The sequence below is a fragment of the Pseudomonas sp. MS646 genome, from assembly GCF_036693845.1.
Lineage (GTDB): Bacteria > Pseudomonadota > Gammaproteobacteria > Pseudomonadales > Pseudomonadaceae > Aquipseudomonas > Aquipseudomonas chlororaphis_E.
Map to the genome: position 1 here is coordinate 5978724 of NZ_CP144763.1, position 26283 is coordinate 6005006.

A 26283-nucleotide genomic window follows, 5' to 3' on the forward strand; every position below is an offset into this window, starting at 1 on the left:
CATGAGCGTATGGATTTTTCAACGATCACGCGGCCACCCCGCATCGATGCCCGGGCACTCCAAGGGCGCGTCGCGATGCCTGGCGCAGTCATCGTCCTGCAACATCCCGCCAAGATTTGCGCCTTCAACGGTCGCGCTTGAACGCCATTGCGCGACTAACCTTCAGGGGCCGCAGGATGCGGCTTCCCTATTCACTCAAGGAACGATTCATGTCGCTTGCCATCGTCCACAGCCGCGCCCAGGTGGGGGTGGAGGCTCCCGCCGTTACCGTTGAAGTTCACTTGGCCAATGGCCTGCCGTCGCTGACGATGGTCGGCCTGCCCGAAGCGGCGGTGAAGGAAAGCAAGGACCGGGTCCGTAGCGCGATCATCAATTCGGGGCTCAATTTCCCGGCGCGGCGCATCACCCTCAACCTGGCCCCGGCAGACCTGCCCAAGGACGGCGGGCGCTTCGATCTGGCCATTGCCTTGGGCATCCTGGCGGCCAGCGTGCAAGTGCCGACGCTGACCCTGGACGACGTGGAATGCCTTGGCGAACTGGCGCTGTCCGGCGCGGTGCGTCCAGTGCGCGGGGTGCTGCCCGCGGCGCTGGCGGCGCGCACGGCCGGGCGCACGCTGATGGTGCCCCGGGCGAACGCCGAGGAAGCCTGCCTCGCCTCAGGATTGAAGGTGATCGCGGTGGATCATCTGCTCGAAGCCGTGGCCCACTTCAACGGCCACACCCCGGTGCCGCCCTATGTGTCCAACGGCCTGCTTTGCGCCAGCAAGCCCTACCCCGACCTGAATGAAGTACAAGGCCAGGTCGGGGCCAAGCGGGCCTTGCTGATTGCCGCCGCCGGGGCGCACAACCTGCTGTTCAGCGGGCCACCGGGCACCGGCAAGACCCTGCTCGCCAGTCGGCTGCCAGGCCTGCTGCCACCCCTGGCCGAGAGCGAGGCCCTGGAAGTCGCGGCCATCCAGTCGGTGGCCAGTTGCGTGCCGCTGAGCCACTGGCCGCAGCGCCCGTTTCGCCAGCCCCATCACTCCGCCTCCGGCCCGGCGCTGGTGGGTGGCGGATCCAAGCCACAACCCGGGGAAATCACCCTCGCCCATCACGGCGTGCTGTTTCTCGATGAATTGCCGGAGTTCGACCGCAAGGTCCTGGAAGTGTTGAGGGAGCCTTTGGAGTCGGGGCACATCGTGGTATCCCGCGCCCGTGACCGGGTGCGTTTTCCCGCTCGCTTCCAATTGGTGGCGGCGATGAATCCTTGCCCCTGCGGCTACCTGGGCGAACCCAGCGGCCGTTGCACCTGCACGCCGGACATGGTGCAGCGCTATCGCAACAAACTCTCGGGCCCGTTGGTGGACCGCATCGACCTGCACCTGACCGTCGCCCGGGAAGCCACGGCCCTGAACCCCAAGCGCGAATCCACCGACGACACTGCCAGCGTCGCCGAGCAGGTGGCCCAGGCGAGAGAACAGCAGCACCGACGCCAGGGTTGTGCCAATGCCTTCCTGGACCTGCCGGGGCTGCGCCGGCATTGCAAGTTATCCACACCCGACGAAGCCTGGCTGGAAACCGCCTGTGAACGACTGACCTTGTCGCTGCGGGCAGCGCACCGTCTGCTCAAGGTCGCCCGGACACTGGCCGACCTTGAGCAGGCGGTGAACATTCGCCGTGAGCACCTGGCTGAAGCGTTGCAGTACCGCCCCGCGACAGCGTGAGCCGCATCAGGGCTTGGTCAGGTCCACCAGCGGCGTTTCGCGCACCTCGGTCTTCTGGCCGTTCTGGATGGTCTCGATGCGCTTGAGGGCCTTGTCCACGGCACCCTTGTCCGCCAGCAGGCTGTAGTGGATCTGGAACTGCCGGTGTTCTTTTGGCCCGATGGTCGGCACCAGGCCCAGCGGGCGTTGATAGTGGCGGTTATAGGAAAAACTGGTACCTGGCTCCAGCCCGGTCACGTAGCCCTGGCCTTGGGTGTCGGTGTTTTTCCACAGGGAGAACACCGGGAGCGTGGCGGTGTTGAAGCCCACCGAAACACCGAGGCTGCCGGCCTTGTTGTGCAGCACGGTGAGCGTGTCGCCCTTGGCGTCGGCGTAGGGCACGACGTTGTAGACGGTTTCATCGTAATCCTTGGTGGGTGCGCGGTAGGTCTGCCAATCGGCCAGGTCGCCCTTGGCCTTGTCGTTGAACGGCGAGACCTGCTTGACCGGGGCCGCGAACCGCGCACCCTGCTCCAGGAATGGGGTGCTGAAATTGCTGTGGTACAGGGCCTGGTATTCCTTCGGATAATCACCGTTGTTGGTGAGCGTGTCGCTGAGCGCGAACGTCACGCTGCCGGGCTCGGTCACCAGTTCGGTCTGTACCGAGAAGTCGACCTTCTTGAACGCCTGCTCCTTCAACTCACCCCGCAGGGTGATGGCGTAAGGCGGTTTTTCATCGATGTGCAACGTGACCTTGTTGGCCGGGATGTTGGCAGCGCGACCATGCAGGGTCAGCAGCTCGCCGTTATCCATGCCGGGGTGGCCGACCCACTCGTAGCCGCAGCGGGTGACCAGTTCGTTGAAACCTTCGAGCCAGCCCAACCCGCCGCGGCCGTTGAGCTCGATGAAGGCCGGGTTGACGACTTCCTTGACCGGAGAGTCCCAGCCCATGCGCACACTCCCCACCGAGGCCTGCAGCACGTTCATGCCCCGGGTCGGCACGACAGAAAGCTTCAGGGTGCCGTTGTCGATGTCGACAACGCTGACGCCTTCCTGGCGACCACCGTGCAAGGTGCGCATCGTCACGGAAAAGGGCTTGTCGGTCTTCACGCCCAACTGCTGGCTGGTGACTTGCCAGGGTTGAGCGGCTTTATCGGTGTCCAGCAGGACGTAGTCCCACGCCATGGCATGGGATGCAGCGCCTAAGGCGCCGAGGGTGACGAACAGTTTGAGCGGAGTCATGGACTTGGCCTTTTATTGGAGTTGTGCGGTTTTTATAGACTTGAAGAAACGTTTCAGCAAGCCTAAAAACGCGCATAACCCCAAAAAAGGAAAGCATCGTAACGGGTGGGAGCGAGCCTGCTCGCGACAGCGAGGACTCAGCAAAAGCAGAGGCTGACCACGACATCGCCTCCGCGAGCAGGCTCGCTCCCCCACTGGACGGCAGTGATCGGGAGCACGCTTGCTCGCGGCAGGCGCCAGGGCTCAGCGGAACCGATCAACCTCTTGGCGCAGGTCCTGGGCCAGTTTTTCCAGTTCCTTGGCGGTGAGGGCCAGGTTGGAGACGACCTGGCGTTGCTCACTGTTGGCCATGGCGATGCTCTGCAAGTTGCTGCTGAGCAAGGTCGCGGTGCTGCTTTGTTCCTGGGTGGCGGTGGTGATGGCGGCGAATTGCTGACCAGCCGAGCGGCTCTGCTCGTCGATGCGTGCCAAGGCCGAAGCAACGTTGGCGTTACGCGACAGGCCTTCCTGCATGAGCAGGTTGCCTTGCTCCATGGTGCTGATGGCGTTGCCGGTTTCCTGCTGGATGCTGTTGATCATGCCGGAAATCTCGTCCGTGGCCTGCCGGGTACGAGATGCCAGGCTACGGACTTCATCCGCCACCACGGCAAACCCACGCCCCTGCTCGCCGGCACGGGCGGCTTCGATGGCGGCGTTCAGGGCCAGCAGGTTGGTCTGCTCGGCGATCGAAGTGATCACGCCAACAATGCCGCCGATTTCCTGGGATCGCTGGCCCAGGGTATTGATGACCGTGGCGGTGCTGTTCAGCGCGCCGGCGATCTGCTCCAGGGACGAAGAGGCTTCATCCATCGAGGTCCGGCCGATCCGCGTCTGCTGGGCGTTTTCCTGGGCCAGGCGTTCGGTGTTGCCCATGTTGTCGGCAATGTTCAACGACGTAGCGCTGAATTCCTCCACCGCGCCGGCCATGCTGGTGATTTCGCCGGACTGCTGCTCCATCCCCTCGTACGCACCGCTGGACAAGCCCGACAGGGCCTGGGCCCGGCTGTTGACCTCCTGGGAGGCCTTGCGGATGTGCTCGACCATGGTCGACAGGGCCTGGCTCATCTGATTGAACGCACGGGCCAGTTGGCCGATTTCGTCGTGACTGGACACGTTCAGGCGCACGCTCAGGTCGCCGGCACCCAACGCTTCGGCCTGGCGCACCAGGTCACCCAGGGGAGCCAGCTTGCTGCGCAGCAGCCACATCGCCGCGCCGACCGCCAGCAACATCGCCAGCAAGCTGCCAATGGCCAGTTGCGTGCCGACGCTCCAGGTGACTTCGCGAATCTCAGCCTTCGGCATGCTCGCCACCACCGCCCACGGTCCGCCTTCGAACGGCACCGCGACGCTGTAGAAATCTTCGGCGGTGTCGCTCCAGAACGCGCCCTTGCCCGGCGCTTTCACCAGGCCCACGACCGTCGTCACTGCCGAATCGAGCGCCTGGACGCCCGCCGGTGGCACCAGCCATTTGTTTTGCTCATCCAGCAGGGCCAGCGAGCCGGTCTTGCCGATGCGGAAACGCTTGAGGTTCTCGAACTGCGCGTTCTGCGCATCGGTGTAGTCGAACCCCACATAGAGCGCGGCGATGATCTTGCCGCTGCTGTCACGGACCGGGCTGTACTGGGTCATGTAGTAACGACCGAACAGCAGGACACGGCCGATGTAGCTCTGCCCACCCATCAGGCGGGCGTAGGCCGGGCTGGCATGATCGAGCACGGTGCCGATGGCGCGCGAACCGTCCTGCTTGGCCACCGACGTGCTGATGCGGATGAAGTCGTCGCCGCTGCGCACGAATATCGTGGCGGTACCGGCGGTCATCTGCTTGAACTCGTCAACTTCCTTGAAGTTGTTGTTCAGCATTTCGCCGCCCAGGTCCAAGCCGGGGGTCTGCACGCCTGCCACGGTCACCGACTGGTCCGGGTGCACGCTCAGGCCCGCGCTGAAGCGTTTTTCGAACAGGCCGGCCAAACGCTGCGTGCTCTCACGCAAGGTGCCGTGGAACGTATTGAGCTGGTCGGCCATCAGGCGCGCTTCGCTGGCCAGGTGTTCTTCACGGGTGGCGAGGTTGGCGGTGTCCAGCGAGCGCAAGGCGAAGACGGTACTGCCGGAGATCACGATCGCCAGTATCACGGCGAGGGCAAGGCCTAGCTGTGAGGCGATCCGGGCACGGGGTTGGGACATGACGGCTCCTGGCCGAGACTCTGGATCATCCTGATCACGTCGCACGCTCGGCATTATTTCGAAATAAGGTAGGTGGTTTGCCCTTTCTGAACGAGGGTTCCATGTTCACGGATTCGGCAGCGCCACCGAATACTTGAGCGATCTGGAAGGAATAATGCCAAGTGGCTAGCACCTGAAGTGCAACGTTTCAGCCAAGACGCTCCACCGCAGGCAGTTGCATGGCCTTGACCTCGCTCTGGAGAAAATCACTGAGCCGCCGCAAACGGTCACCTCCCGGGCGGGTTTTCGGCCACACCAGGTAATAGTGCTCACCGCTGGCGACAGCGGTCGGCCAGGGCAGACTCAAGCGCCCCTGGGCCACATCCTCGGCCACCATCAGCAGATCCCCCATGGAGACACCGTACCCACGCGCGGCGGCAATCATGCCCAACTCCAGGGTGTCGAACACTTGTCCGCCCTTGAGCGACACCTGGTCGGACAAGCCCATGCGCTCCAGCCAACTGCGCCAGTCTCGGCGATCCGGCGTGGGGTGCAGCAACTCGGCCTTGGCCAGTCGCTGCACATCCCAGGGTTGATCGTTCAGCAGATTCGGCGCGCCCACCGGAATCAGTTCCTCGGGAAACAACAGGCTGGCCTCCCAGTCCACGGGAAAATGCCCGTTGCCCAGCAAGACCGCGCAATCGAACGGCTCGGTGTTGAAGTCCACCGCATCGATGTCCATCCAGGCGCTGGTCAGTTGCACTTCGTTGCCGGGCTGCAAATGCCGGAAGCGGCTCAAGCGCGCCAATAGCCAGCGCATGGTCAGGGTCGAAGGCGCCTTCATCCGCAAGATGCCGTCTTCACCGTGCAAGGTATGGCACGCCCGCTCCAAGGCCATGAAGCCGTCGCGCACACCCGGCAACAGCAACCGCGCCGCTTCGGTCAGTTGCAGGTTGCGCCCGCTGCGATGAAACAAGCGACAGGCGAAATGCTCCTCCAGCGTACGAATATGCCGGCTGACCGCGCTCTGGGTAATCGACAGCTCCTCAGCGGCGCGAGTGAACGAGCTGTACCGCGCCGCCGCTTCGAATGCCCGCAGCGCATAAAGAGGGGGAAGACGACGAGACAAGGGAAAAACTCCGGGAGCGATTGGCACACCCTAACAGAACTTCAGCTGCATGAGTTTTAATCATGTCAGCGATCGTTTTTATCCTTTTGTGCAGACCGTCGTGAACGCCGAGAATCGTTGCTTTACTGCCTCATTCGAACAGGGAGCGTGATGATCATGCGGCATCCGGTGCGTACCGAACTCTGGGCCATCCTGCGGTTGGCGGGGCCGCTGATTGCCTCGCAGTTGGCGCACATGCTGATGGTGCTCACCGACACCGTGATGATGGCGCGCCTGAGCCCTGAAGCCCTGGCTGGAGGCGGCCTCGGGGCAGCCAGTTACTCGTTCGTGTCGATTTTCTGCATCGGTGTGATCGCGGCGGTGGGGACGCTGGTAGCGATCCGCCAAGGCGCGGGAGACATCGAGGGCGCCACCCGCCTGACCCAGGCCGGGCTATGGCTGGCCTGGCTGATGGCGCTGGTGGCGGCTTTGCTGTTGTGGAACCTCAAGCCGGTGTTGCTGCTGTTCGGCCAGACTGAAACCAATGTGCTTTCCGCCGGCCAGTTCCTGCTGGCGCTGCCGTTTGCCCTGCCCGGCTACTTGAGTTTCATGGCCCTGCGCGGCTTCACCAGCGCCATTGGCCGGGCCACGCCGGTGATGGTGATCAGCCTCGGCGGTACGGTAGCCAATTTCCTGCTCAACTACGCCCTCATCACTGGCCTGTTCGGCTTGCCGAAACTGGGCCTGATGGGCATCGGCCTGGTCACGGCGATCGTCGCTAACGGCATGGCCCTGGTGCTGGCCTGGCACATCCACCGGCACCCGGCCTATCGCGCGTACCCGTTGTTGGACGGCCTGTTTCGCCCCAACCGTCAATACCTCAGGGAACTGTGGCGCCTGGGCCTGCCGATCGGTGGCACCTACGCCGTGGAAGTCGGACTCTTTGCGTTCGCGGCGCTGTGCATGGGCACCATGGGCAGCACACCGTTGGCGGCGCATCAGATCGCCCTGCAGATCGTCTCGGTGGCATTCATGGTCCCGGCGGGCATGTCTTATGCCATCACCATGCGCATCGGCCAGCACTATGGCGCCGGACAGTTACCCAAGGCGCGCCTGGCCGGGCGGGTCGGGATCGGCTTCGGCGCGGCGGTGATGCTGGCGTTCGCCATGGTCTTCTGGCTGCTGCCCCACGCGCTGGTCGGCCTGTTCCTGGACCACAACGACCCGGCGTTCGCCGAGGTGATCAACCTGGCGGTGAGCTTGCTGGCGGTGGCGGCGTGGTTCGAGCTGTTCGACGGCGCGCAAACCATCGCCATGGGCTGCATTCGCGGGCTCAAGGACGCCAAGACCACCTTCCTGGTTGGCCTGGGCTGTTATTGGCTGATTGGTGCGCCGGCGGCGTGGTGGATGGCTTTCCACCTGAACTGGGGCGCAACCGGTGTCTGGTGGGGCCTGGCACTGGGCCTGGCCTGTGCAGCCGTGAGCTTGACGCTGGCGTTCGAATGGAAGATGAAGCGGATGATCAGGGGCGGGTCGGGATCGCAGAGTTTCGCGGCCATTCAGGTCGACTGACAGCCGTTGTGGGAGCGGGCTTGCTCGCGAATGCGGTGTGTCAATCAAAGTCTCCCTGACTGAACCGGCGCATTCGCGAGCAAGCCCGCTCCCACAGGGTATCGTATCAAGCCGTGACCTCGGTCGACTTGCCATCGAACGTCAGGTACTCCACCAGTTCGGGCAACGGCAACGGTTTGCTGATCAGGAAGCCCTGCACCTGATCGCAGCCGAAGCCCCGCAGCAAATCCAGTTGTTCCGGGGTTTCCACCCCCTCGGCCACCACCTCCAGCTTGAGGTTGTGAGCCAGGTTGATCATGGCGTGGACCAGCTTGCGGTTTTCTTCGCGTTGCTCCATCCCGCCGACGAAGCTCTTGTCGATCTTGAGCAAGGCAATGGGCAGGCTGTTGAGGTGCACGAACGAAGAGAACCCGGTGCCGAAGTCATCCAGGGAGAAGCGCACGCCCAGTCGCCCCAAGGCGTCCATGGTTTGCCTGACCAGTTCGCTGCGGCGCATCACGGCGGTTTCGGTCAGTTCGAATTCCAGCCACTGGGCCTCGACACCCCGTTCGGCGATCAACCGGCTCAGAGTTGGCAGCAACTGGCTGTCCTGGAACTGCCGGAACGACAGGTTGACCGCCATGTGCAACGGCGCCAGCCCGCGCTCGCGCAGTGCCTGCATGTCCCGCAGCGCCCGGGAAATCACCCAGTAGCCCAGCGGCACGATCAGGCCGCTCTGCTCCGCGAGCGGCACGAACTCGCTCGGCGGCAGCAGGCCACGTTCCCCGTGACGCCAGCGTACCAGCGCCTCCAGGCCCACGATGTTGCCGCCATCGAGGTTCAGCCGGGGCTGGTAATGCAACTCCAGCTCGTCGCGACGCAACGCCCGGCGCAGTTCGCTTTCCAGGTCGGCGAGGCTGCGAGCATTGCGGTTGATCCGCTCATTGAAGATATGAAAGGTACAGCCCTGGGTGCTCTTGGCCTGCTGCATGGCGATGTGGGCATGCCACATCAGCGGATCGGCGCCGGCCTGGGCCCGGGCGTGGGCGATGCCCAGGCTGCAGCCGATCAGCAGGCTTTCGCCGTCTATCCAGTAGGGTTCGGCCATGGCCTCGGTGATGCGCTCGGCCATCCACTCGGCCCGCTGCGGCGCGCGCCGGGTGTCGATCAGCAAGGCGAATTCATCGCTACCCAGCCGCGCCAGCCGGTCACCGGCCTCGAGCGCGCCCTTGAGTCGCGACACCACCTGCAGGATCAGGCGATCACCGGCCTGGTGGCCGAGGGCGTCGTTGGCGTGGCGAAAATTGTCCAGGTCCAGGTGCCCGAGGGCCAGGCCACGGCCGTCGTTTTCAGCCAGGCGCGCCGCCAGCAGGGTCTGGAAGCCCTGGCGGTTGGCGATGCCGGTCAGCGGGTCCTGCTCGGCGAGGCGCTGCAAGGTATTTTCCAGTACCCCGCGTTCGCGCACATGCCGTAGGCAACGGCGCAGGGTCGCGGTGTCGAGGGCATCACGCACCAACCAGTCACTGACACCATCGGGGACCGTCGCAGGCTCATGCTCGAGCAACAGAATCGTGGGCAGACGGCAACGGCCCGGCGCCGGCTGCAATGCGGTGATCGTCAGCAGCACGGCGTTGCGATTGTCTTCGAACAGGCTGCTGACGGACTCCCAGCTCGGTGCGCTGATCAGGACGACCGAGGGCCCCATGGGTGCCAGGCACTCGCGCAAGACCGCTGACCACTCAGGCGTTTCGGCCAATAACAGCAAACGCAAGGGTTCGACAGGCGTTGACAAGCTGACTCCCTAGACTCTGCAAGGTGGTTGGCGCGGGGCATTATGACCTGCCGACGGGCAATGACCAATGCTACTGGTTCTCAAACACGTGCTTTCGGTAGATTTTCTTCTACGCGAAGTCGTACGTTAGACGCAAATTCGCCCCATATCCTGCGTTAAAGTGGCAGAAGCGGCAAATGACAATGCTGTAGGGGTCACAAGTCGGACAGAGCAGCACAATTCTGTGAGCCTGTTAAAATGCCGGCCCATTTTGCAAACGACTCCCTGACCCTGTCATGTCCCGACTCAATCCCCGGCAGCAAGAAGCCGTGAACTATGTCGGCGGCCCTCTTTTGGTGCTCGCCGGTGCAGGCTCCGGCAAGACCAGCGTGATCACCCGCAAGATCGCCCACCTGATCCAGAACTGCGGCATCCGTGCCCAGTACATCGTCGCCATGACCTTCACCAACAAGGCCGCCCGGGAAATGAAGGAGCGGGTCGGCACCCTGCTGCGCAGCGGCGAAGGCCGTGGCCTGACGGTCTGCACGTTCCATAACCTGGGCCTGAACATCATCCGCAAGGAGCACGCGCGGCTGGGCTACAAACCGGGCTTCTCGATTTTCGACGAGACCGACGTCAAGGCCTTGATGACCGACATCATGCAGAAGGAATACTCGGGCGACGACGGCGTCGACGAGATCAAGAACATGATCGGCGGCTGGAAGAACGACCTGGTGCTGCCGCCAGAAGCCCTGGAAAACGCCCGCAACCCCAAGGAACAGACTGCCGCCATCGTCTACGCCCACTACCAGCGCACGCTCAAGGCGTTCAACGCGGTGGACTTCGACGACCTGATCCTGCTGCCGGTCAAGCTGTTCCAGGACCACGCCGACATCCTCGAAAAATGGCAGAACAAGGTCCGCTACCTGCTGGTGGACGAATACCAGGACACCAACGCCAGCCAGTACCTGCTGGTGAAGTTGCTGATCGGCAAGCGCAACCAGTTCACCGTGGTGGGCGACGATGACCAGTCGATCTATGCCTGGCGCGGCGCCCGCCCGGAAAACCTGATGCTGCTCAAGGAAGACTACCCGTCGCTCAAGGTGGTGATGCTGGAGCAGAACTACCGCTCCACCAGCCGCATCCTGCGGTGCGCCAACGTGCTGATTTCCAACAACCCCCACGAGTTCGAAAAGCAACTGTGGAGCGAAATGGGCCACGGTGACGAAATCCGCGTGATCCGCTGCCGCAACGAAGACGCCGAGGCCGAACGCGTGGCCATGGAAATCCTCAGCCTGCACTTGCGCACCGACCGGCCCTACAGCGACTTCGCGATCCTGTATCGCGGCAACTACCAGGCCAAGCTGATCGAACTGAAACTGCAGCACCACCAGATCCCCTATCGCCTGTCGGGGGGCAACAGTTTCTTCGGGCGCCAGGAAGTGAAGGACCTGATGGCTTACTTCCGCCTGATCGTGAACCCGGACGACGACAACGCCTTCCTGCGGGTGATCAACGTCCCACGCCGGGAAATCGGTTCGACTACCCTGGAAAAACTCGGCAACTACGCCACCGAGCGAAAGATCTCGATGTACGCCGCCACCGACGAGATCGGCCTGGGCGAGCACCTGGACAGCCGTTTCACCGATCGCCTGGCGCGGTTCAAGCGCTTCATGGACAAGGTCCGCGAGCAGTGCGCGGGCGAAGACCCGATTTCGGCGCTGCGCAGCATGGTCATGGACATCGACTACGAGAACTGGCTGCGCACCAACAGTTCCAGCGACAAAGCGGCCGACTACCGCATGAGCAACGTGTGGTTCCTGATCGAGGCGTTGAAGAACACCCTGGAAAAGGACGAAGACGGCGACATGACCGTCGAGGACGCCATCGGCAAACTCGTGCTGCGGGACATGCTTGAGCGCCAGCAGGAAGAGGAAGACGGCGCCGAGGGCGTGCAGATGATGACGCTTCACGCGTCCAAGGGACTGGAGTTCCCTTACGTGTTCATCATGGGCATGGAAGAAGAGATCCTGCCGCACCGCTCCAGCATCGAAGCCGACACCATCGAAGAAGAACGGCGCCTGGCCTACGTCGGCATTACCCGGGCTCGTCAGACGCTGGCCTTCACCTTCGCCGCCAAGCGCAAGCAATATGGCGAAGTCATCGACTGCGCGCCCAGCCGCTTCCTCGATGAACTGCCGCCGGACGACCTGGCCTGGGAAGGCAACGACGACACGCCGACGGAAGTCAAAGTGGTGCGTGGCAACAGTGCCCTGGCCGATATACGTGCGATGTTGAAGCGTTAGAATCGACTACTTTTTACTGACCCCAGGCGCCGCCGGCGTCATCAGAGGAGGCTTCATGGAAGCCCTGCACCAGAAAATCCGCGAACTCGGCATCGTGCTTTCCGATCAAGTCCTGAAAGTCGACGCGTTCCTGAACCACCAGATCGACCCGCAGTTGATGAAGCTGATCGGCGACGAATTCGCCGCGCTGTTCAAGGATTCCGGCATCACCAAGATCGTTACCATCGAAGCCTCGGGCATTGCCCCGGCGATCATGACCGGCCTGAACCTCGGCGTGCCGGTGATCTTCGCCCGCAAGCAGCAATCGCTGACCCTGACGGAAAACCTGCTGTCGGCCACCGTGTATTCGTTCACCAAGAAGACCGAAAGCACCGTCGCCATCAGCCCCCGGCACCTGACCAGCAGCGACCGGGTGCTGATCATCGATGACTTCCTGGCCAACGGCAAAGCGTCCCAGGCGCTGATCTCCATCATCAAGCAAGCCGGCGCCACCGTGGCCGGGCTGGGAATCGTGATCGAGAAATCCTTCCAGGGCGGCCGTGCGGAACTGGATGCCCAGGGCTACCGCGTCGAGTCCCTGGCCCGGGTGAAATCCCTGGCCGGTGGCGTGGTCACCTTCATCGACTGATCGCCCACCGCCTATCCCTTGTGGGAGCGGGCTTGCTCGCGAATGCGGTGTATCAGCCAGAGATATGTCGACTGAAACTCCGCATTCGCGAGCAAGCCCGCTCCCACAAGGGGACCCCGGTTAGGCCCTATTGTGCAGTGGCCTTGAGCCCCGCCAGCAACAAGCGTTGGAACAAGTCCTCCTTCAGCCCCTCGGTGCTCGCCAGTTGCATCCGCTCCAGATGCTCGGGGTACAGAGAGGGCTCCGGGGCATCCAGCGCGGCCTTGCCCAGCTCCAGCATCTCGCTGAGCTTGAACTTGCTCTTGAGCCAGTTCAGCGCCCGCAGCAAGTCCCGCTCTATCCCATCGAAGTCGCAGCCCAGCGGGTATTCGGGGAACAGGTTCGGATGCCGTGCCTGGATCGCCTGCAAACGCTCTGGCGTGTTGTCGGCGAACCGTGGATCGAGGCGGAAATCCTTCGGTAATTTGCCGGCATTCTGGGCCTGTTCGATCAGTCCCGGCTGAAAGCGTGAATCGCTGATATTCAGCAGTGCCTCGATCACCGCGGCATCGGTCTGGCCGCGCAGGTCGGCGATGCCGTACTCGGTCACCACGATGTCCCGCAGATGCCGGGGAATCGTGCAGTGGCCGTATTCCCAGACAATGTTCGAGCTGATCTCCCCGCCCGCCTCACGCCAACTGCGCAACAGCAGGATCGAACGCGCGCCTTCCAGTGCATGGCCCTGGGCGACGAAGTTGTACTGCCCGCCCACGCCACTGAGCACTCGCCCATCCTCCAACTGATCGGCCACCCCGGCGCCCAGCAGGGTCATGGTGAAGACCGTATTGATGAAACGTGCGTCGAGTCGCTGCAGGCGCTTGAGCGGCTCCTGGCCGTACAACTCGTTGATGTAGCTGATGCGGGTCATGTTGAATTCGAGCCGCCGGGCATCGGGCAACTCATGCAGGCGCTGGTAGAAACTGCGCGGGCCGAGGAAGAATCCGCCGTGTATGCAGACGCCGTCGGGTTGCGCGGCCTCGTCGAGGGTGCCGGCGTTGGCCTGTTCCTGGGTGGCTTCGTCGGGGTAGACCTTGCGCCGGATGATCCCGGCTTCCGCCAGGACCAGCAAACCGTTGACGAACATCTCGCTGCAGCCATACAGCCCTTTGGCGAACGGCTGCACCCCACCTTCGCGTTCGATCAATTGTGCCCACTGGCTGAGATTCAGGTCCGTCAGCAACGCCTGGTAGCCGGCATTGTCCGCCTGGCGCGCCAACAAGGCGGCCGTCAGTGCATCGCCCATGGCGCCGATGCCTATCTGCAACGTCCCGCCGTCACGCACCAGCGTGCTGGCGTGCAGGCCGATCAGGTGATCCTGGAAGCCCACCGGCATGTTCGGCGTGGAAAACAGCGTGTGATTGTCTTTCTCGTCGATCAGCAGGTCGAAGCCGTCGATGCCGACTTCGGCGTCACCCGGCATGTAGGGCAAGTCGCTGTGCACCTGGCCGACCAGCAGGATGGTCTCCCCGGCTGCTCGCCGCTTGGCGATCATGGGCAACAGGTCCAGGGTAATGTCCGGGTTGCAGCTCAGGCTCAGGCGGTCCGGGTGTTGTGGGTCGCTGGCCACCAGTTGCGCCACCAGGTTCAACCCGGCGGCATTGATGTCCCGGGCCGCGTGGCTGTAGTTGCTGCTGACGTAGTCTTGCTGGGCCGGCGCGCTATTCAACAGGCTGCCGGGCTGCATGAAGAACTGCTGGACGCGGATGTTGGCCGGCAGGCTGCCCTGTTGCAGGGCCGTGAGGTAATCCAGCTCCGGATAGTCGCCGAACACCCGCTCGATGAACGGTTCGAGGAAGCGCTTTTGCAAGCCGTCGCCCAGGTTCGGCCGCCCCAGGCTCAGGGCCGTGTAGATCGTCAGCTGGCGCTCGGGCAGTTCGGCAATGCGCCGGTACAACGCATTGGCGAACAGATTGGGCTTGCCCAGCCCCAGCGGCATGCCGAGGTGGATATGGGCGGGCAGGCGCTCAAGCACGTCCTCCACCGCCTGCTCGATTGAACACAACTGCACCATCCGACCCTCCGAGACATTGCCCTGAATGTGGCTTGGACCGAACTTGCCGGGGCTTGGTTGCGCCGAACCGCTCGCAAGGGTTGTTCACAGGCGCAAAAAAGCCGCTCGTAAGCGGCTTTCCTGTGGCAGAAGACAGCGAATTACAGGCCGGACATCTCTTTGATGGCGCCCTTGAGCTCGTCATCCGTGCAATCGGCGCATGTGCCTTTCGGCGGCATGGAGTTGATGCCGGTAATCGCCTTGGCGAGGATGCCGTCGAGCCCGCCCTGATGATCAGCGCGCTCTTTCCACGCTGCCTTGTCGCCAATTTTCGGCGCGCCCAGCAGACCGGTGCCGTGGCAAGCATTGCAGTGCTTGGCAATCACGTCTTTCGGCGCCTTGGCGCCTCCCGCACCACCTGCGGCGGCGGCGACTTCCATACCCTTGCATTCCTGCCCCTGAACGCAGACCTGGCCGACGGGTTCAAGGCGCTTGGCGATTTCGTCGTTGGTCGCCGCTTGGGCGCTGACTGCCCATAGGGCCAATGCGGTTGCTGGTACAGCCAGCATTTTCATAATTAGGTTCACGCGTACACCCTCAATGGTGGCTAGTCACGCCTGCGGCCACGGTTTGCAGGCGGGCGCAAGTATAGCGGTAAGCCCGTCACACTGAAACAACCCTAAAGTCACAAGGGTCTTGTTCGTGGTGACCACTTACCCCCCGGGCGCCTCTGCCGTGTGGGCTTGGCGCCTCTTTCCTTAGAAATTGGCCGGTGTGGCTGCGCTGATCAGTCGCGCCGGCGCATCGAACGGATTACGAAAACGATGAGGCTTGGTGCTTTCAAAATAGTAGCTGTCGCCCGCCTCGAGCACGAACGTTTCCAGACCCACCACCAACTCCAGCCGCCCTTCCACCAGGATCCCGGTTTCCTCGCCCTCATGGGTGAGCATTTCCTCACCGGTGTCGGCGCCAGGCGGGTAGATTTCGTTCAGGAAGGCGATCGCTCGGCTCGGATGGGCCCGGCCCACCAGCTTCATGGTCACGGCGCCGTCGGAGATGTCGATCAGTTCGTTGGCTTTGTAGACGATCTGGGTCGGTTTCTCCTGAAGGATTTCCTCGGAGAAAAACTCGACCATGGACATGGGAATCCCGCCAAGGACCTTGCGCAGCGAGCTGATCGAGGGGCTGACGCTGTTCTTCTCGATCATCGAAATGGTGCTGTTGGTGACGCCCGCACGCTTGGCGAGTTCACGCTGGGAAAGGCCTTTGAGTTTACGAATGGATTGCAGTCGTTCACCGACGTCCAATGCTGGAGCCTCCAGGGAATCAGGTTGTGTGGAAAGTGAGCGTTATCATGGCGACAGCGTTCAGTATTTACAACACTTTGACCCGAATCCTGTGCGGCGAAGCGACTTTCGGTAGGGTACGCCGGTCATCAGCGCCCGGAATAGAGCCGTGGCACCCGTCGCAGGTTGCAGAAAATCTGGTAAGGAATCGTGTCGGCGGCCTTCGCCACGTCGCTGGCAAGCACGTTCCTGCCCCACAGCTCCACGGTCGAACCCAGCCCGGCCTGGGGGACGTGGGTGAGGTCGACGCACAACATGTCCATCGACACCCGCCCGACCAGTTGGCTGCGCTGCCCCGCCACCAGCACCGGCGTACCCGTGGGCGCCTGGCGCGGATAGCCGTCGGCGTACCCCATGGCAACCACTCCGACCCGGGTCGGTTGCGTGGTCACGAAGCGGGCGCCGTAGCCCACGGGCTCGCCGGCAGGCAATTCGCGCACGCTGATGATCTTCGACTCCAGGGTCATCACCGGTTGCAGGCGCGCAGCGACTTCGTTGGGCTCCTCGAACGGAGTGGCTCCGTAGAGCATGATGCCCGGCCGTACCCAGTCGCTCGGCATCTGCGGCCACCCGAGCACGGCAGGGGAATTGCGCAGGCTGATCTGCGCCGCCAGCCCTTGGCGAGCCGCTTCGAAGACTGCCAGTTGGTGAGTGCTGCTGGGATCGTGCAGCTCGTCGGCCCGGGCGAAATGGCTCATCAGGACGATCTTCGCCACGTTGCCACTGGCCAGCAGGCGACGATAGCCGGCCTGGTAGTCCGCCGGGTGCAAGCCGACCCGATGCATGCCGGAATCGAGTTTGAGCCAGACCGTGATCGGTTTGCTCAGCCGTGCCTGCTCAAGCGCTTCGAGCTGCCAGAGCGAATGCACCACGCACCACAAGTCATGCTCGATGATCAGCGACAGCTCATCGGCTTCGAAGAACCCTTCCAGCAACAGGATCGGCCCGCGGATCCCGCCGGCACGCAGTTCCAGGGCTTCTTCGATGCACGCCACGGCGAACCCGTCGGCCGTGTCCTGCAGCGCCTCGGCGCAGCGCACCGCACCATGCCCATAGGCATCGGCCTTGATCACCGCCAGGGCCTTGGCCCCGGTGACTTCGCGGGCCAACTGGTAATTGTGACGCAGGGCTTGAAGGTCGATCAGGGCACGGGCAGGACGCATGGCGGCAGGCTTCTAGGCGGTCATGAATAAAAAACCGGTGCTGGCCGAGGGTGCGAACCACCGACAGCACCGGAAGAGGGATCTGTTTGACTGAGGCTTAAGGCAGCGCGGCCACCACCGACAACTCCACCAGGATTTGCGGCTCGCACAGCTTGGCTTCCACCGTGGCACGGGCCGGGGCGGTGCCCTTGGGCAGCCATTGGTCCCAGACGGCGTTCATGCCGGCGAAGTGAGCGTCGATGTCCTTCAGGTAGATCGTCACCGACAACAGGCGGCTCTTGTCGGTCCCGGCCAGGTCGAGCAACCGCTCGATGTTGGCCAGGGTCTGGCGAGTCTGCTGTTCAATACCGGCGCTCATGTCGTCGCCGACCTGCCCCGCCAGGTAAACGGTGCCGTTGTGCACGACGACCTGACTCATGCGGTCATTGGTGAGCTGGCGCTGGATTGACATGTTTCGCAGACTCCTTTTTTTGGCTGCCATAACGGGAAATATCGAGGCCTTCTGCGCTGATCTGCGGCTTTTTCTTCGCCATCAGGTCGGCCAGCAGACGGCCGGAACCACAAGCCATGGTCCATCCGAGGGTGCCATGGCCGGTGTTCAGGAACAGGTTCTTGAACGCGGTGGCGCCCACGATCGGCGTGCCGTCCGGGGTGGTCGGGCGCAGGCCGGTCCAGAAGCTGGCCTGGGCCAGATCGCCGCCCTGAGGATAAAGGTCGCCCACGATCATCTCCAGGGTTTCACGCCGACGCGGGTTGAGGGACAGGTCAAAACCGGCGATTTCAGCCATGCCGCCCACGCGAATGCGGTTGTCGAAACGGGTGATCGCCACCTTGTAGGTTTCGTCAAGAATGGTCGAGGTCGGCGCCATCGACGGGTTGGTGATCGGGACGGTCAGGGAGTAACCCTTGAGTGGATACACCGGCGCACGAATCCCCAGGGGTTTGAGCAATTGCGGCGAATAGCTGCCAAGGGCGAGGACGTAGCGGTCGGCGGTTTCCAGCTTGCCGTCGATCCACACTCCGTTGACGCGATCGCCGGCGAAGTCCAGGCGCTGGATGTCCTGGCCGAAGCGGAACTGTACGCCGAGCTTCACGGCCATTTCCGCCAGGCGCGTGGTAAACAGCTGGCAGTCGCCGGTCTGGTCATTGGGCAGGCGCAAGGCACCGGCCAGGATGTCCGTGACGTTGGCCAAGGCCGGTTCGACCCGGGCGATGCCTTCGCGGTCGAGCACTTCGAAAGGCACGCCCGACTCTTTGAGCACCGCGATGTCTTTTGCCGCGCCATCGAGCTGGGCCTGGGTGCGGAACAGCTGGGTGGTACCCAGGCTCCGGCCTTCGTAGGCGATGCCGGTTTCGGCACGCAGCTCATCGAGGCAGTCGCGGCTGTACTCGGAGAGGCGGACCATGCGCTCCTTGTTGATGGCATAACGGCTGGCGGTGCAGTTACGCAGCATCTGCGCCATCCACAGGTACTGGTCGATGTCGGCAGTGGCCTTGATGGCCAGCGGCGCATGGCGTTGCAACAGCCACTTGATGGCCTTGAGCGGCACACCTGGCGCGGCCCACGGTGAGGCGTAGCCCGGCGACACCTGCCCGGCGTTGGCGAAGCTGGTTTCCATGGCTGGCGCCGGCTGACGGTCGACCACCACCACTTCAAACCCGGCTCGCGCCAGGTAGTAAGCACTGACGGTACCGATGACGCCGCTACCCAAGACCAGAACGCGCATGTTGTTGCCCTCATCGCGGATAACCGCTGACGTTTTGTTGTACATACCTTCGATGGACGCAGTGTAAAAAAGAATAGCCAGTGCTTTTCACTATATAACTGCCTATATTTGGCGAGAATTCTCGGCAAAAACCCTTTTCACGGAGGCGCATCACCTGTGCGTACCAATACCCAGACCAAGCGTGAGCTGGACAAGATCGACCGCAACATCCTGCGCATCCTCCAGGCGGACGGGCGGATCTCCTTCACCGAACTGGGGGAAAAGGTCGGCCTGTCCACCACGCCCTGTACCGAACGGGTGCGGCGCCTGGAGCGTGAAGGCATCATCATGGGCTACAACGCACGGCTCAATCCCCAGCACCTGAAGGGGAGCCTGCTGGTGTTCGTGGAAATCAGCCTCGACTACAAGTCTGGCGATACGTTTGAAGAATTCCGACGCGCCGTGCTGAAATTGCCCCACGTGCTGGAGTGCCACCTGGTGTCAGGCGATTTCGACTACCTGGTGAAGGCACGGATTTCCGAGATGGCCTCGTACCGCAAGCTACTGGGGGACATCCTCCTCAAGCTGCCCCATGTGCGCGAATCCAAGAGCTACATCGTGATGGAAGAGGTGAAGGAAAGCCTGAGCCTGCCGATTCCGGATTGAGGCCCTTCGCGAGCCGGCTCGCGAAAAGGCACTCGAGGATTCACCCACCGTCAGACCAGCACCTGGCGATTGGACGCCATGTATTGATGGATCTGCCGCTCGACCCGAGGATGAATCAGCTCCACCGGTCGCCGCCCGTTGGGGCATGGCAAGGTCGCCGTCGTGCCGAACAGCCGGCAGACCAGCGGTCGCTCGTCATACACGGTGCAACCGCTGGGCCCCAGGTGCACGCAATCGAGCGCCTCAAGGGCGGCATCCTGTTCGGCGCGGGTCTTGCGCGGCAAACGGGCCATTTCCTCCGGCGAGGTGGTCACCGGACCACAGCAGTCGTGGCAGCCGGGAACGCACTCGAACGAGGGGATCTGCTGGCGCAGCGTGCGGATTTTCTGACTGTTGCAACTCATGAAAACGACTACCGACGAGGACACAGAACGATTCTGCCCTAAAACCCTCATCCCAGACACCGCCAGCCGACCGCTGTTGCTCGGGGATGAATCCGCGGCTTATGCTCCGTCAAATTTCTCAAACACCACAATCAGGATTACGCACATGAACGCCCGTGTTCAGCAACCGGTCCCGAGCCACGCGCACGCCGCCTCCTATTACGCCGCCAGCAGCTTGCCGCAACCGGACCATCCGTTGCTGCAGGGCGAGTGCGTGGCGGACGTGTGCGTGGTGGGCGGCGGGTTTTCCGGGCTGAACACCGCCATCGAACTGGCCGAACGCGGCATGAGCGTGGTCCTGCTGGAGGCCCACAGGATCGGCTGGGGCGCCAGCGGCCGCAACGGCGGCCAGTTGATCCGGGGGGTTGGCCATGGCCTGGAGCAATTCGCCCCGGTCATCGGTTCCGACGGCGTCCGTCAGATGAAACTCATGGGCCTTGAAGCCGTGGAAATCGTCCGACAACGTGTCGAGCGTTTTCAGATCCCCTGCGACCTGACCTGGGGCTACTGCGACCTCGCCAACAAGCCCGGCGACCTGGAAGGTTTTGCCGAGGACGCCGAAGAACTGCGCAGCTTGGGTTATCGCTACCCGACCCGGCTCCTGCAAGCACACGAAATGCATAGCGTGGTGGGTTCGGACCGCTACGTCGGTGGCCTGATCGACATGGGTTCGGGCCACCTGCATCCGCTGAACCTGGCCCTGGGCGAAGCCGCCGCCGCGCAACAGCTTGGGGTCAGGCTGTTCGAGCAGTCGGCGGTCACCCGCATCGATTATGGCGCCGAAGTAAAAGTGCACACCCGGCAGGGTTCGGTCCGCGCCAAGACACTGGTGCTGGGCTGCAACGCCTACCTCAACGGACTCAACCCAGAGCTCAGCGGCAAGGTGCTGCCCGCCGGCAGCTACATCATCGCCACCGAACCCCTGAGCCACGCCCAGGCCCAGGCCTTGTTACCGCAGAACATGGCGGTGTGTGACCAACGGGTGGCACTGGACTACTACCGTCTCTCGGCGGATCGTCGCTTGCTGTTCGGTGGCGCTTGTCATTATTCAGGTCGCGACCCGCAGGACATCGGCGCCTACATGCGGCCGAAAATGCTCAAGGTGTTCCCGCAATTGGCGAACGTGAAGATCGATTACCAGTGGGGCGGGATGATTGGTATCGGCGCCAACCGATTGCCACAGATCGGCCGGCTCAAGGACCAACCCAACGTGTATTACGCCCAGGCCTACTCCGGTCATGGCGTGAACGCCACGCACCTGGCCGGCAAACTGCTGGCCGAAGCTATCAGTGGGCAACAAAGCCGCGGTTTCGACCTGTTCGCCCAGGTGCCGCACATGACCTTCCCTGGCGGCAAGCACCTGCGCTCGCCGCTGCTGGCGCTGGGAATGTTATGGCACCGGTTGAAAGAGTTGGTTTAACCCAAAAAACCGTGGCGAGGGAGCTTGCTCCCGCTCGGTTGCGCAGCGACCGCAAAATCTCAGGGTTGCTGCACGACCCAGCGTGAGCAACCGCCCTCGCCACAAGTTCCTTATCGTTTCAACCCCGCCAGAACGGCTTGAGCCCCTCTTCCCGCGCCTGCTCCCGGTCCAACCCGATGTCACGCAACTGTTCGGGTGTCAGCGTCAATAAGGCTTTGCGTGTATGCAGGCGCAACCAGAACAGGTCCCAGCGGCTCAGGTGGGCCGGCGCATTGCGCGACATCGTGTTGCGCAGCCCCTTATCCTGCCCTGCCACCAGTTCCTGACTGTGTAACGTCAGCCGCACATCGCTCAAGCCGTTCATTTTTGTCGCTCCTGTTTACTTGGGTAGCCAGAGGTTCCATGATGTGCGAACGGCAGAAAGCGATACAGATTCAATCGTTTTGTTTTACTTCCATACAGATTGAGCCTTTCGCGCACTGAATCGTCGTTTTCCAACCCAACTGTATTGGTTGCCGTAGTCCTCCTCGAGAATGCGCCATGACTCTCTACGTGAACCTCGCCGAATTGCTCGGCACCCGCATCGAACAAGGCTTCTACCGCCCGGGCGACCGGCTGCCATCGGTACGAGCGTTGAGCACGGAGCACGGCGTCAGCTTGAGCACGGTGCAGCAGGCCTATCGCGTGCTGGAGGACAGTGGCCTGGCGATGCCGAAACCCAAGTCCGGTTATTTCGTACCGGTCAGCCGCGCGCTGCCGGACCTACCGGTGGTGGGCCGTCCCGCCCAGCGGCCCGTGGATATTTCCCAGTGGGACCAGGTGCTGGAACTGATACGCGCGGTGCCGCGCAAGGATGTGGTGCAGTTGGGACGGGGCATGCCGGACATCAACTCGCCGACCATGAAGCCGCTGCTGCGCAGCCTGGCGCAGATCAGTCGTCGGCAAGACATGCCAGGGCTGTATTACGACAACATCTACGGCAACCTGGCGCTGCGTGAACAGATTGCCCGGCTGTTGCTGGATTCAGGTTGCCAGTTGGGCGCCAACGATCTGATTGTCACCACCGGCTGTCACGAAGCGCTGTCTGTCAGCATTCGCGCCACGTGCGAGCAAGGCGATATCGTCGCCGTGGACTCCCCCAGCTTCCATGGCGCCATGCAAACCCTCAAGGGCCTGGGCATGAAGGCGCTGGAAATCCCCACCGACCCGCTCACCGGTATCAGCCTGGAGGCCCTGGAACTGGCCTTGGAACAATGGCCGATCAAGGCCATACAGTTGACGCCCAGTTGCAACAATCCGTTGGGCTACATCATGCCGGAAGCCAACAAACGCGCCCTGCTGACCCTGGCACAGCGCTTCGACGTGGCGATCATCGAAGACGATGTGTATGGAGAACTGGCCTACACCTACCCACGCCCCCGCACGATCAAGTCCTTCGACGACGATGGCCGGGTCCTGCTCTGCAGTTCCTTTTCCAAGACCCTGGCCCCTGGCCTGCGCGTGGGCTGGGTCGCGCCCGGCCGGTACCTGGAACGGGCGCTGCACATGAAGTACATCAGCACCGGCTCCACCGCCCCACAGCCCCAGATCGCCGTGGCCGAATTTCTCAAGGGCGGGCATTTCGAACCGCATTTGCGCCGGATGCGCGCGCAATACCAGCGCAATCGCGACGTCATGATCGATTGGGTCAGCCGCTATTTTCCGCCAGGCACCCGCGCCAGCCGGCCCCGGGGCAGCTTCATGCTATGGGTCGAACTGCCGGAAGGCTTCGACACCCTCAAGCTCAACCGGGTCCTGCATGATCAGGGCGTACAGGTCGCCGTCGGCAGCATCTTTTCCGCCTCCGGCAAGTACCGCAATTGCCTGCGGATGAACTACGCTGCCAAGCCAACGGCCCAGATCGAAGAGGCCGTGCGCAGGGTGGGCGCCGCCGCTATCGCGTTGTTGAACGAAACCCAGCGCGACGCCGTCTGATCTGTACGCCGGGAAGCGGCATCCAACAGCCCATCAACGCAATCGAGCGGAACGATCCTACGTGAGATCCAGACCGATCCTGCCAGCGCTACTGCTAGTCGCCTCGCTGCTGGGCGGCTGCGCCAGTCTTGATGTCACCCGCGAGCCCTCCCAGGCACTACCGGCCAGCGAATCCTCCTTTGGCCGCTCGGTCCAGGCCCAGGCGGCGCCCCATGAAGGGCAGTCGGGCTTTCGCCTGCTCCCCGACAGTACCGACGCGTTCATCGCCCGGGCCGAGTTGATCCGCCACGCCCAGAGCAGCCTGGACTTGCAGTACTACATCGTCCACGACGGCATCAGCACCCGGATGCTGGTGGACGAATTGCTCAAGGCCGCGGACCGCGGTGTGCGGGTGCGGATCCTGCTGGACGACACCGCCAGCGACGGCCAGGAAGAAACCATCGCGACCCTGGCCGCCCACCCACAGATCCAGGTCCGCCTGTTCAACCCCTTGCACCTGGGCCGGGCCACCGGGGTGACCCGCGGCCTTGGACGCCTGTTCAACCTGTCGCTGCAACACCGGCGCATGCACAACAAGCTGTGGCTGGCAGACAACAGCATGGCCATCGTCGGCGGCCGCAACCTGGGGGATGAGTATTTCGACGCAGAACCCAACCTGAACTTCACCGACATCGACCTGCTCGGGGTCGGGCCGGTGGCCGAACAACTGGGCCACAGCTTCGACCAGTACTGGAACAGCGCCCTGAGCAAACCCATCGAACAGTTCCTGTCCCATCGCCCCACGCCCAAGGACCTGGCCGACAGTCGGGCGCGTCTGCAAGCGTCCCTTGAACAGACCCAAAAGGAAAATCACGCGCTCTACCAGCAACTGACCACCTACAAGACCCAGCCACGCCTGGACACCTGGCGCAACCAGCTGATCTGGGCCTGGAACAAGGCGATGTGGGACGCGCCGAGCAAGGTGCTGGCCAAGGACGAGCCCGATCCGCAGTTGCTGCTGACCACTCAACTGGCGCCGGAGCTGACGGGCGTCAGCAAAGAACTGATCATGATTTCCGCCTACTTCGTCCCAGGCCAGCCAGGGTTGGTCTACCTGACCAGTCGCGCCGATGCGGGCGTGTCGGTGAGCCTGCTGACCAACTCCCTGGAGGCCACCGATGTGCCGGCGGTGCATGGCGGGTATGCGCCGTACCGCAGGGCCTTGCTGGAGCACGGTGTGCGCCTGTTCGAACTGCGCCGACAACCGGGCGAAACCGGCGGCCGCCCGCACCTGTTCTACAGCAGGTCCTACGGCGAGTCGGACTCGAGCCTGCACAGCAAGGCGATCATTTTTGACCGGCAGAAAGCCTTTATCGGTTCGTTCAATTTCGACCCGCGCTCGGTGCTGTGGAACACCGAGGTCGGCGTTTTGGTGGACAGCGAAGCGCTCGCCGGCCAGGTGCGTGAGCTGGCCCTGCAAGGCATGGCCCCGGCCTTGAGTTATCAGGCACGACTGAAGGACGACACCCTGGTCTGGACCACCGAAGACAACGGCACGCTACACGACCTGGACCACGAACCCGGCAGTTGGTGGCGCCGCTTCAATGCCTGGTTCGCCAAGACCGTCGGCCTGGAGCGGATGCTGTAGCCCGCGTTATCCGGCGTAGCGAAGTGATCACGCCGCTTGCGTGGCGCCGAACGCACCCTGGCGCAATAACAGGATCACCAGGCCGAAGGCCCCCGCCGCCATGAACAAGGGCAACGCATGCCCACTGATCCACTGGCTGCCGGCCCCCGCTGCCAGCGGACCGACCAGGCAACCGATCCCCCACAACTGCGCGACATGGGCATTGGCCCGCACCAGCGCATCGTCACGGAAACGCTCGCCGATCAGAATCAGCGACAGGGTAAACAAGCCACCTGCGCTGGCGCCGAACAGGATCCACAGGGGCCAGATCAACGGCGTATCGATCAGTACCGGCACCGCCAGGCTCGATAGCATCAACAACACCGCACAGCCGGTGAACAAGGTGCGGCGGGACATGTAGTCGGCCAGGGCGCCAACGGGCAATTGCAGTAAGGCATCGCCCACCACCACGGTGCTGACCATCGCCAATGCCACCTCGGCACTGAAGCCCTGGCGCAGGCAGTAGACCGGCAGCAATGTCAGGATCATCGCTTCGAAGGCGGCGAACAACGACACTGCCCAGCCAATCGCCGGCAAGCTTCGGCAAAACGCCCACAGGTCGCCCAACGTGACATTGCCGGCCTCGCTGCTGGGCGCGCCGCTGCGCCCCAGCAACAACAGCGGTGCAACCAAGAGCAGGCCGACGCCCACCCAGAAGCCATAATCGTGATCGGTCCCCAGCACGCCGAGCAGCAACGGCCCGGACAACTGGCTCAAGGCATAGCTGCAGCCGTACAACGCCACCAGTCGTCCGCGCCATTGTTCAACGACCAGTTGGTTGATCCAGCTCTCACCGAGGATGAAGACCAGGGTCAGCACCACGCCAATCAACAGGCGCAACACCAGCCAGACCGGATAACTGGGCATCAGCGCCAGCAAGCCGATCGACAGCGCGCCGCCCCACAGGCACAGGCGCATCAACGCCGCGGTGCCAAAGCGCGCAGCCAGCCGGCTCGACACCTTGGCCCCCAGCAACACGCCCACCGCCGGCATGGCGGCCATGACGCCGATGGCGAATGAACCATAGCCCCAGCCTTCCAGGCGCAACGACACCAGCGGCATGCTGACGCCCAAGGCCAGGCCGACGCTCAGGACAGACGCCAACACGACGAAGTAAGTCGCCCAACGCATTTGCACGCTCCTGTGGAGGGGTATCGGTGCAGGTATCACTCAAAATATTGTGGGAGCGGGCTTGCTTGCGAAGGCGGAGTGTCAATCAACTAGCTGTTGAATGTTAAACCGCTTTCGCGAGCAAGCCCGCTCCCACAGGGGATGTGTCTACCGCAAATCTTGCGCTCATCCTCGACCAATGTGGGAGCGGGCTCGCTCGCGAAAGCGGGGTGTCAGTCAACTTAGCCGTTGATGTTAACCGCCTTCGCGAGC

The 26283-nt window shown here is 63.1% G+C and carries 21 protein-coding genes; 8 read left to right on the top strand and 13 right to left on the bottom strand.

From position 1 onward, the window contains the following. Positions 1 to 209: 209 nt before the first annotated feature. The gene (locus V3H56_RS26595; RefSeq protein ID WP_338474031.1) at positions 210 to 1703 is read left to right on the top strand and encodes a YifB family Mg chelatase-like AAA ATPase; all 1494 of its coding nucleotides are present in this window, start codon (positions 210 to 212) and stop codon (positions 1701 to 1703) included. A gap of 6 nt (positions 1704 to 1709) precedes the next feature. Here the strand turns inward: V3H56_RS26595 and V3H56_RS26600 are convergent, their stop codons facing one another. From V3H56_RS26600 to V3H56_RS26610, 3 genes are all read right to left on the bottom strand, one after another. Beyond that, positions 1710 to 2924 carry an aldose 1-epimerase family protein gene (locus V3H56_RS26600; protein WP_053150225.1) on the bottom strand — a complete coding sequence of 405 codons (1215 nt, stop codon included), beginning with the start codon at positions 2922 to 2924 and terminating at the stop codon, positions 1710 to 1712. Between the two features lie 243 nt (positions 2925 to 3167). Then, positions 3168 to 5144 carry a methyl-accepting chemotaxis protein gene (locus V3H56_RS26605; RefSeq protein ID WP_338474032.1) on the bottom strand — a complete coding sequence of 659 codons (1977 nt, stop codon included), beginning with the start codon at positions 5142 to 5144 and terminating at the stop codon, positions 3168 to 3170. A 187-nt stretch (positions 5145 to 5331) separates the two neighbouring features. Further along, positions 5332 to 6252 carry a LysR substrate-binding domain-containing protein gene (locus V3H56_RS26610; RefSeq protein ID WP_042729000.1) on the bottom strand — a complete coding sequence of 307 codons (921 nt, stop codon included), beginning with the start codon at positions 6250 to 6252 and terminating at the stop codon, positions 5332 to 5334. 156 nt (positions 6253 to 6408) lie between these two features. On the opposite strand from V3H56_RS26610, the gene V3H56_RS26615 reads away from it, so the two are divergent. Beyond that, positions 6409 to 7803 (top strand): NorM family multidrug efflux MATE transporter, encoded by a 1395-nt coding sequence (locus V3H56_RS26615; RefSeq protein WP_042729003.1) that lies wholly within the window; start codon positions 6409 to 6411, stop codon positions 7801 to 7803. 106 nt (positions 7804 to 7909) lie between these two features. Here V3H56_RS26615 and V3H56_RS26620 read toward each other — a convergent pair whose 3' ends face one another. Beyond that, positions 7910 to 9574 (bottom strand): bifunctional diguanylate cyclase/phosphodiesterase, encoded by a 1665-nt coding sequence (locus tag V3H56_RS26620; protein ID WP_042728999.1) that lies wholly within the window; start codon positions 9572 to 9574, stop codon positions 7910 to 7912. 275 nt (positions 9575 to 9849) lie between these two features. Here V3H56_RS26620 and rep point away from each other — a divergent pair, with 275 nt between their 5' ends. Together rep and V3H56_RS26630 are read left to right on the top strand one after the other, a co-directional pair. Further along, complete coding sequence (rep, locus tag V3H56_RS26625; RefSeq protein ID WP_042728998.1) at positions 9850 to 11859, top strand: DNA helicase Rep; 2010 nt, start codon at positions 9850 to 9852, stop codon at positions 11857 to 11859. A gap of 55 nt (positions 11860 to 11914) precedes the next feature. Then, on the top strand, positions 11915 to 12487 hold the full coding sequence (locus V3H56_RS26630; protein ID WP_042728997.1) for a xanthine phosphoribosyltransferase: 573 nt from the start codon (positions 11915 to 11917) through the stop codon (positions 12485 to 12487). Between the two features lie 127 nt (positions 12488 to 12614). Here V3H56_RS26630 and V3H56_RS26635 read toward each other — a convergent pair whose 3' ends face one another. The 6 genes from V3H56_RS26635 to dadA all read right to left on the bottom strand — a co-directional run bounded on the left by V3H56_RS26635 (position 12615) and on the right by dadA (position 18752). Continuing rightward, the gene (locus V3H56_RS26635) at positions 12615 to 14537 is read right to left on the bottom strand and encodes an acetyl-CoA hydrolase/transferase C-terminal domain-containing protein (RefSeq protein ID WP_338474033.1); all 1923 of its coding nucleotides are present in this window, start codon (positions 14535 to 14537) and stop codon (positions 12615 to 12617) included. A 140-nt stretch (positions 14538 to 14677) separates the two neighbouring features. Further along, positions 14678 to 15091 (bottom strand): c-type cytochrome, encoded by a 414-nt coding sequence (locus tag V3H56_RS26640; RefSeq protein ID WP_042728995.1) that lies wholly within the window; start codon positions 15089 to 15091, stop codon positions 14678 to 14680. A gap of 183 nt (positions 15092 to 15274) precedes the next feature. Then, a complete protein-coding gene (locus tag V3H56_RS26645; protein WP_007932420.1) occupies positions 15275 to 15823 on the bottom strand; it encodes a cupin domain-containing protein in 549 nt (182 codons plus the stop codon). Positions 15824 to 15951: 128 nt separating this feature from the next. After that, entirely contained in the window at positions 15952 to 17025 is a 1074-nt protein-coding gene (alr, locus tag V3H56_RS26650) for an alanine racemase (protein WP_047735766.1), read from the bottom strand. Positions 17026 to 17122: 97 nt separating this feature from the next. Beyond that, positions 17123 to 17476 carry a RidA family protein gene (locus V3H56_RS26655; RefSeq protein ID WP_042728993.1) on the bottom strand — a complete coding sequence of 118 codons (354 nt, stop codon included), beginning with the start codon at positions 17474 to 17476 and terminating at the stop codon, positions 17123 to 17125. Next, complete coding sequence (dadA, locus tag V3H56_RS26660) at positions 17448 to 18752, bottom strand: D-amino acid dehydrogenase (RefSeq protein WP_047739421.1); 1305 nt, start codon at positions 18750 to 18752, stop codon at positions 17448 to 17450. Before dadA ends, V3H56_RS26655 begins: the two co-directional genes overlap by 29 nt. A gap of 156 nt (positions 18753 to 18908) precedes the next feature. On the opposite strand from dadA, the gene V3H56_RS26665 reads away from it, so the two are divergent. Next, the gene (locus V3H56_RS26665; RefSeq protein WP_003177284.1) at positions 18909 to 19397 is read left to right on the top strand and encodes an Lrp/AsnC ligand binding domain-containing protein; all 489 of its coding nucleotides are present in this window, start codon (positions 18909 to 18911) and stop codon (positions 19395 to 19397) included. A 50-nt stretch (positions 19398 to 19447) separates the two neighbouring features. Here V3H56_RS26665 and V3H56_RS26670 read toward each other — a convergent pair whose 3' ends face one another. Then, positions 19448 to 19801, bottom strand: coding sequence for a YkgJ family cysteine cluster protein (locus tag V3H56_RS26670; RefSeq protein ID WP_047735765.1), 354 nt, complete (start codon positions 19799 to 19801; stop codon positions 19448 to 19450). Between the two features lie 145 nt (positions 19802 to 19946). Between V3H56_RS26670 and V3H56_RS26675 the strand changes: the two genes are divergently transcribed. Beyond that, a complete protein-coding gene (locus tag V3H56_RS26675) occupies positions 19947 to 21260 on the top strand; it encodes an FAD-binding oxidoreductase (protein ID WP_047735764.1) in 1314 nt (437 codons plus the stop codon). Positions 21261 to 21378: 118 nt separating this feature from the next. On the opposite strand, the gene V3H56_RS26680 is transcribed toward V3H56_RS26675, so the two are convergent. Continuing rightward, positions 21379 to 21624 carry a DUF1127 domain-containing protein gene (locus V3H56_RS26680; RefSeq protein ID WP_042728990.1) on the bottom strand — a complete coding sequence of 82 codons (246 nt, stop codon included), beginning with the start codon at positions 21622 to 21624 and terminating at the stop codon, positions 21379 to 21381. 176 nt (positions 21625 to 21800) lie between these two features. Here V3H56_RS26680 and V3H56_RS26685 point away from each other — a divergent pair, with 176 nt between their 5' ends. Together V3H56_RS26685 and V3H56_RS26690 are read left to right on the top strand one after the other, a co-directional pair. After that, a complete protein-coding gene (locus tag V3H56_RS26685; protein WP_042728989.1) occupies positions 21801 to 23234 on the top strand; it encodes a PLP-dependent aminotransferase family protein in 1434 nt (477 codons plus the stop codon). Between the two features lie 61 nt (positions 23235 to 23295). Then, positions 23296 to 24861, top strand: coding sequence for a phospholipase D family protein (locus tag V3H56_RS26690; protein ID WP_042728988.1), 1566 nt, complete (start codon positions 23296 to 23298; stop codon positions 24859 to 24861). Between the two features lie 27 nt (positions 24862 to 24888). On the opposite strand, the gene V3H56_RS26695 is transcribed toward V3H56_RS26690, so the two are convergent. Further along, the gene (locus V3H56_RS26695) at positions 24889 to 26031 is read right to left on the bottom strand and encodes an MFS transporter (protein WP_047735763.1); all 1143 of its coding nucleotides are present in this window, start codon (positions 26029 to 26031) and stop codon (positions 24889 to 24891) included. Positions 26032 to 26283 lie beyond the last annotated feature (252 nt).

Bases quoted from the DNA above. Each gene is read 5' to 3' on its own strand.
- rep (WP_042728998.1), top strand. From the start codon at position 9,850: ATGTCCCGACTCAATCCCCGGCAGCAAGAAGCCGTGAACTATGTCGGC.
- V3H56_RS26695 (WP_047735763.1), bottom strand. From the start codon at position 26,031: ATGCGTTGGGCGACTTACTTCGTCGTGTTGGCGTCTGTCCTGAGCGTC.
- V3H56_RS26600 (WP_053150225.1), bottom strand. From the start codon at position 2,924: ATGACTCCGCTCAAACTGTTCGTCACCCTCGGCGCCTTAGGCGCTGCA.
- V3H56_RS26640 (WP_042728995.1), bottom strand. From the start codon at position 15,091: ATGAAAATGCTGGCTGTACCAGCAACCGCATTGGCCCTATGGGCAGTC.
- V3H56_RS26685 (WP_042728989.1), top strand. From the start codon at position 21,801: ATGACTCTCTACGTGAACCTCGCCGAATTGCTCGGCACCCGCATCGAA.
- V3H56_RS26670 (WP_047735765.1), bottom strand. From the start codon at position 19,801: ATGAGTTGCAACAGTCAGAAAATCCGCACGCTGCGCCAGCAGATCCCC.
- V3H56_RS26655 (WP_042728993.1), bottom strand. From the start codon at position 17,476: ATGTCAATCCAGCGCCAGCTCACCAATGACCGCATGAGTCAGGTCGTC.
- V3H56_RS26605 (WP_338474032.1), bottom strand. From the start codon at position 5,144: ATGTCCCAACCCCGTGCCCGGATCGCCTCACAGCTAGGCCTTGCCCTC.
- V3H56_RS26630 (WP_042728997.1), top strand. From the start codon at position 11,915: ATGGAAGCCCTGCACCAGAAAATCCGCGAACTCGGCATCGTGCTTTCC.
- alr (WP_047735766.1), bottom strand. From the start codon at position 17,025: ATGCGTCCTGCCCGTGCCCTGATCGACCTTCAAGCCCTGCGTCACAAT.
- dadA (WP_047739421.1), bottom strand. From the start codon at position 18,752: ATGCGCGTTCTGGTCTTGGGTAGCGGCGTCATCGGTACCGTCAGTGCT.
- V3H56_RS26675 (WP_047735764.1), top strand. From the start codon at position 19,947: ATGAACGCCCGTGTTCAGCAACCGGTCCCGAGCCACGCGCACGCCGCC.
- V3H56_RS26680 (WP_042728990.1), bottom strand. From the start codon at position 21,624: ATGAACGGCTTGAGCGATGTGCGGCTGACGTTACACAGTCAGGAACTG.
- V3H56_RS26635 (WP_338474033.1), bottom strand. From the start codon at position 14,537: ATGGTGCAGTTGTGTTCAATCGAGCAGGCGGTGGAGGACGTGCTTGAG.
- V3H56_RS26595 (WP_338474031.1), top strand. From the start codon at position 210: ATGTCGCTTGCCATCGTCCACAGCCGCGCCCAGGTGGGGGTGGAGGCT.
- V3H56_RS26615 (WP_042729003.1), top strand. From the start codon at position 6,409: ATGCGGCATCCGGTGCGTACCGAACTCTGGGCCATCCTGCGGTTGGCG.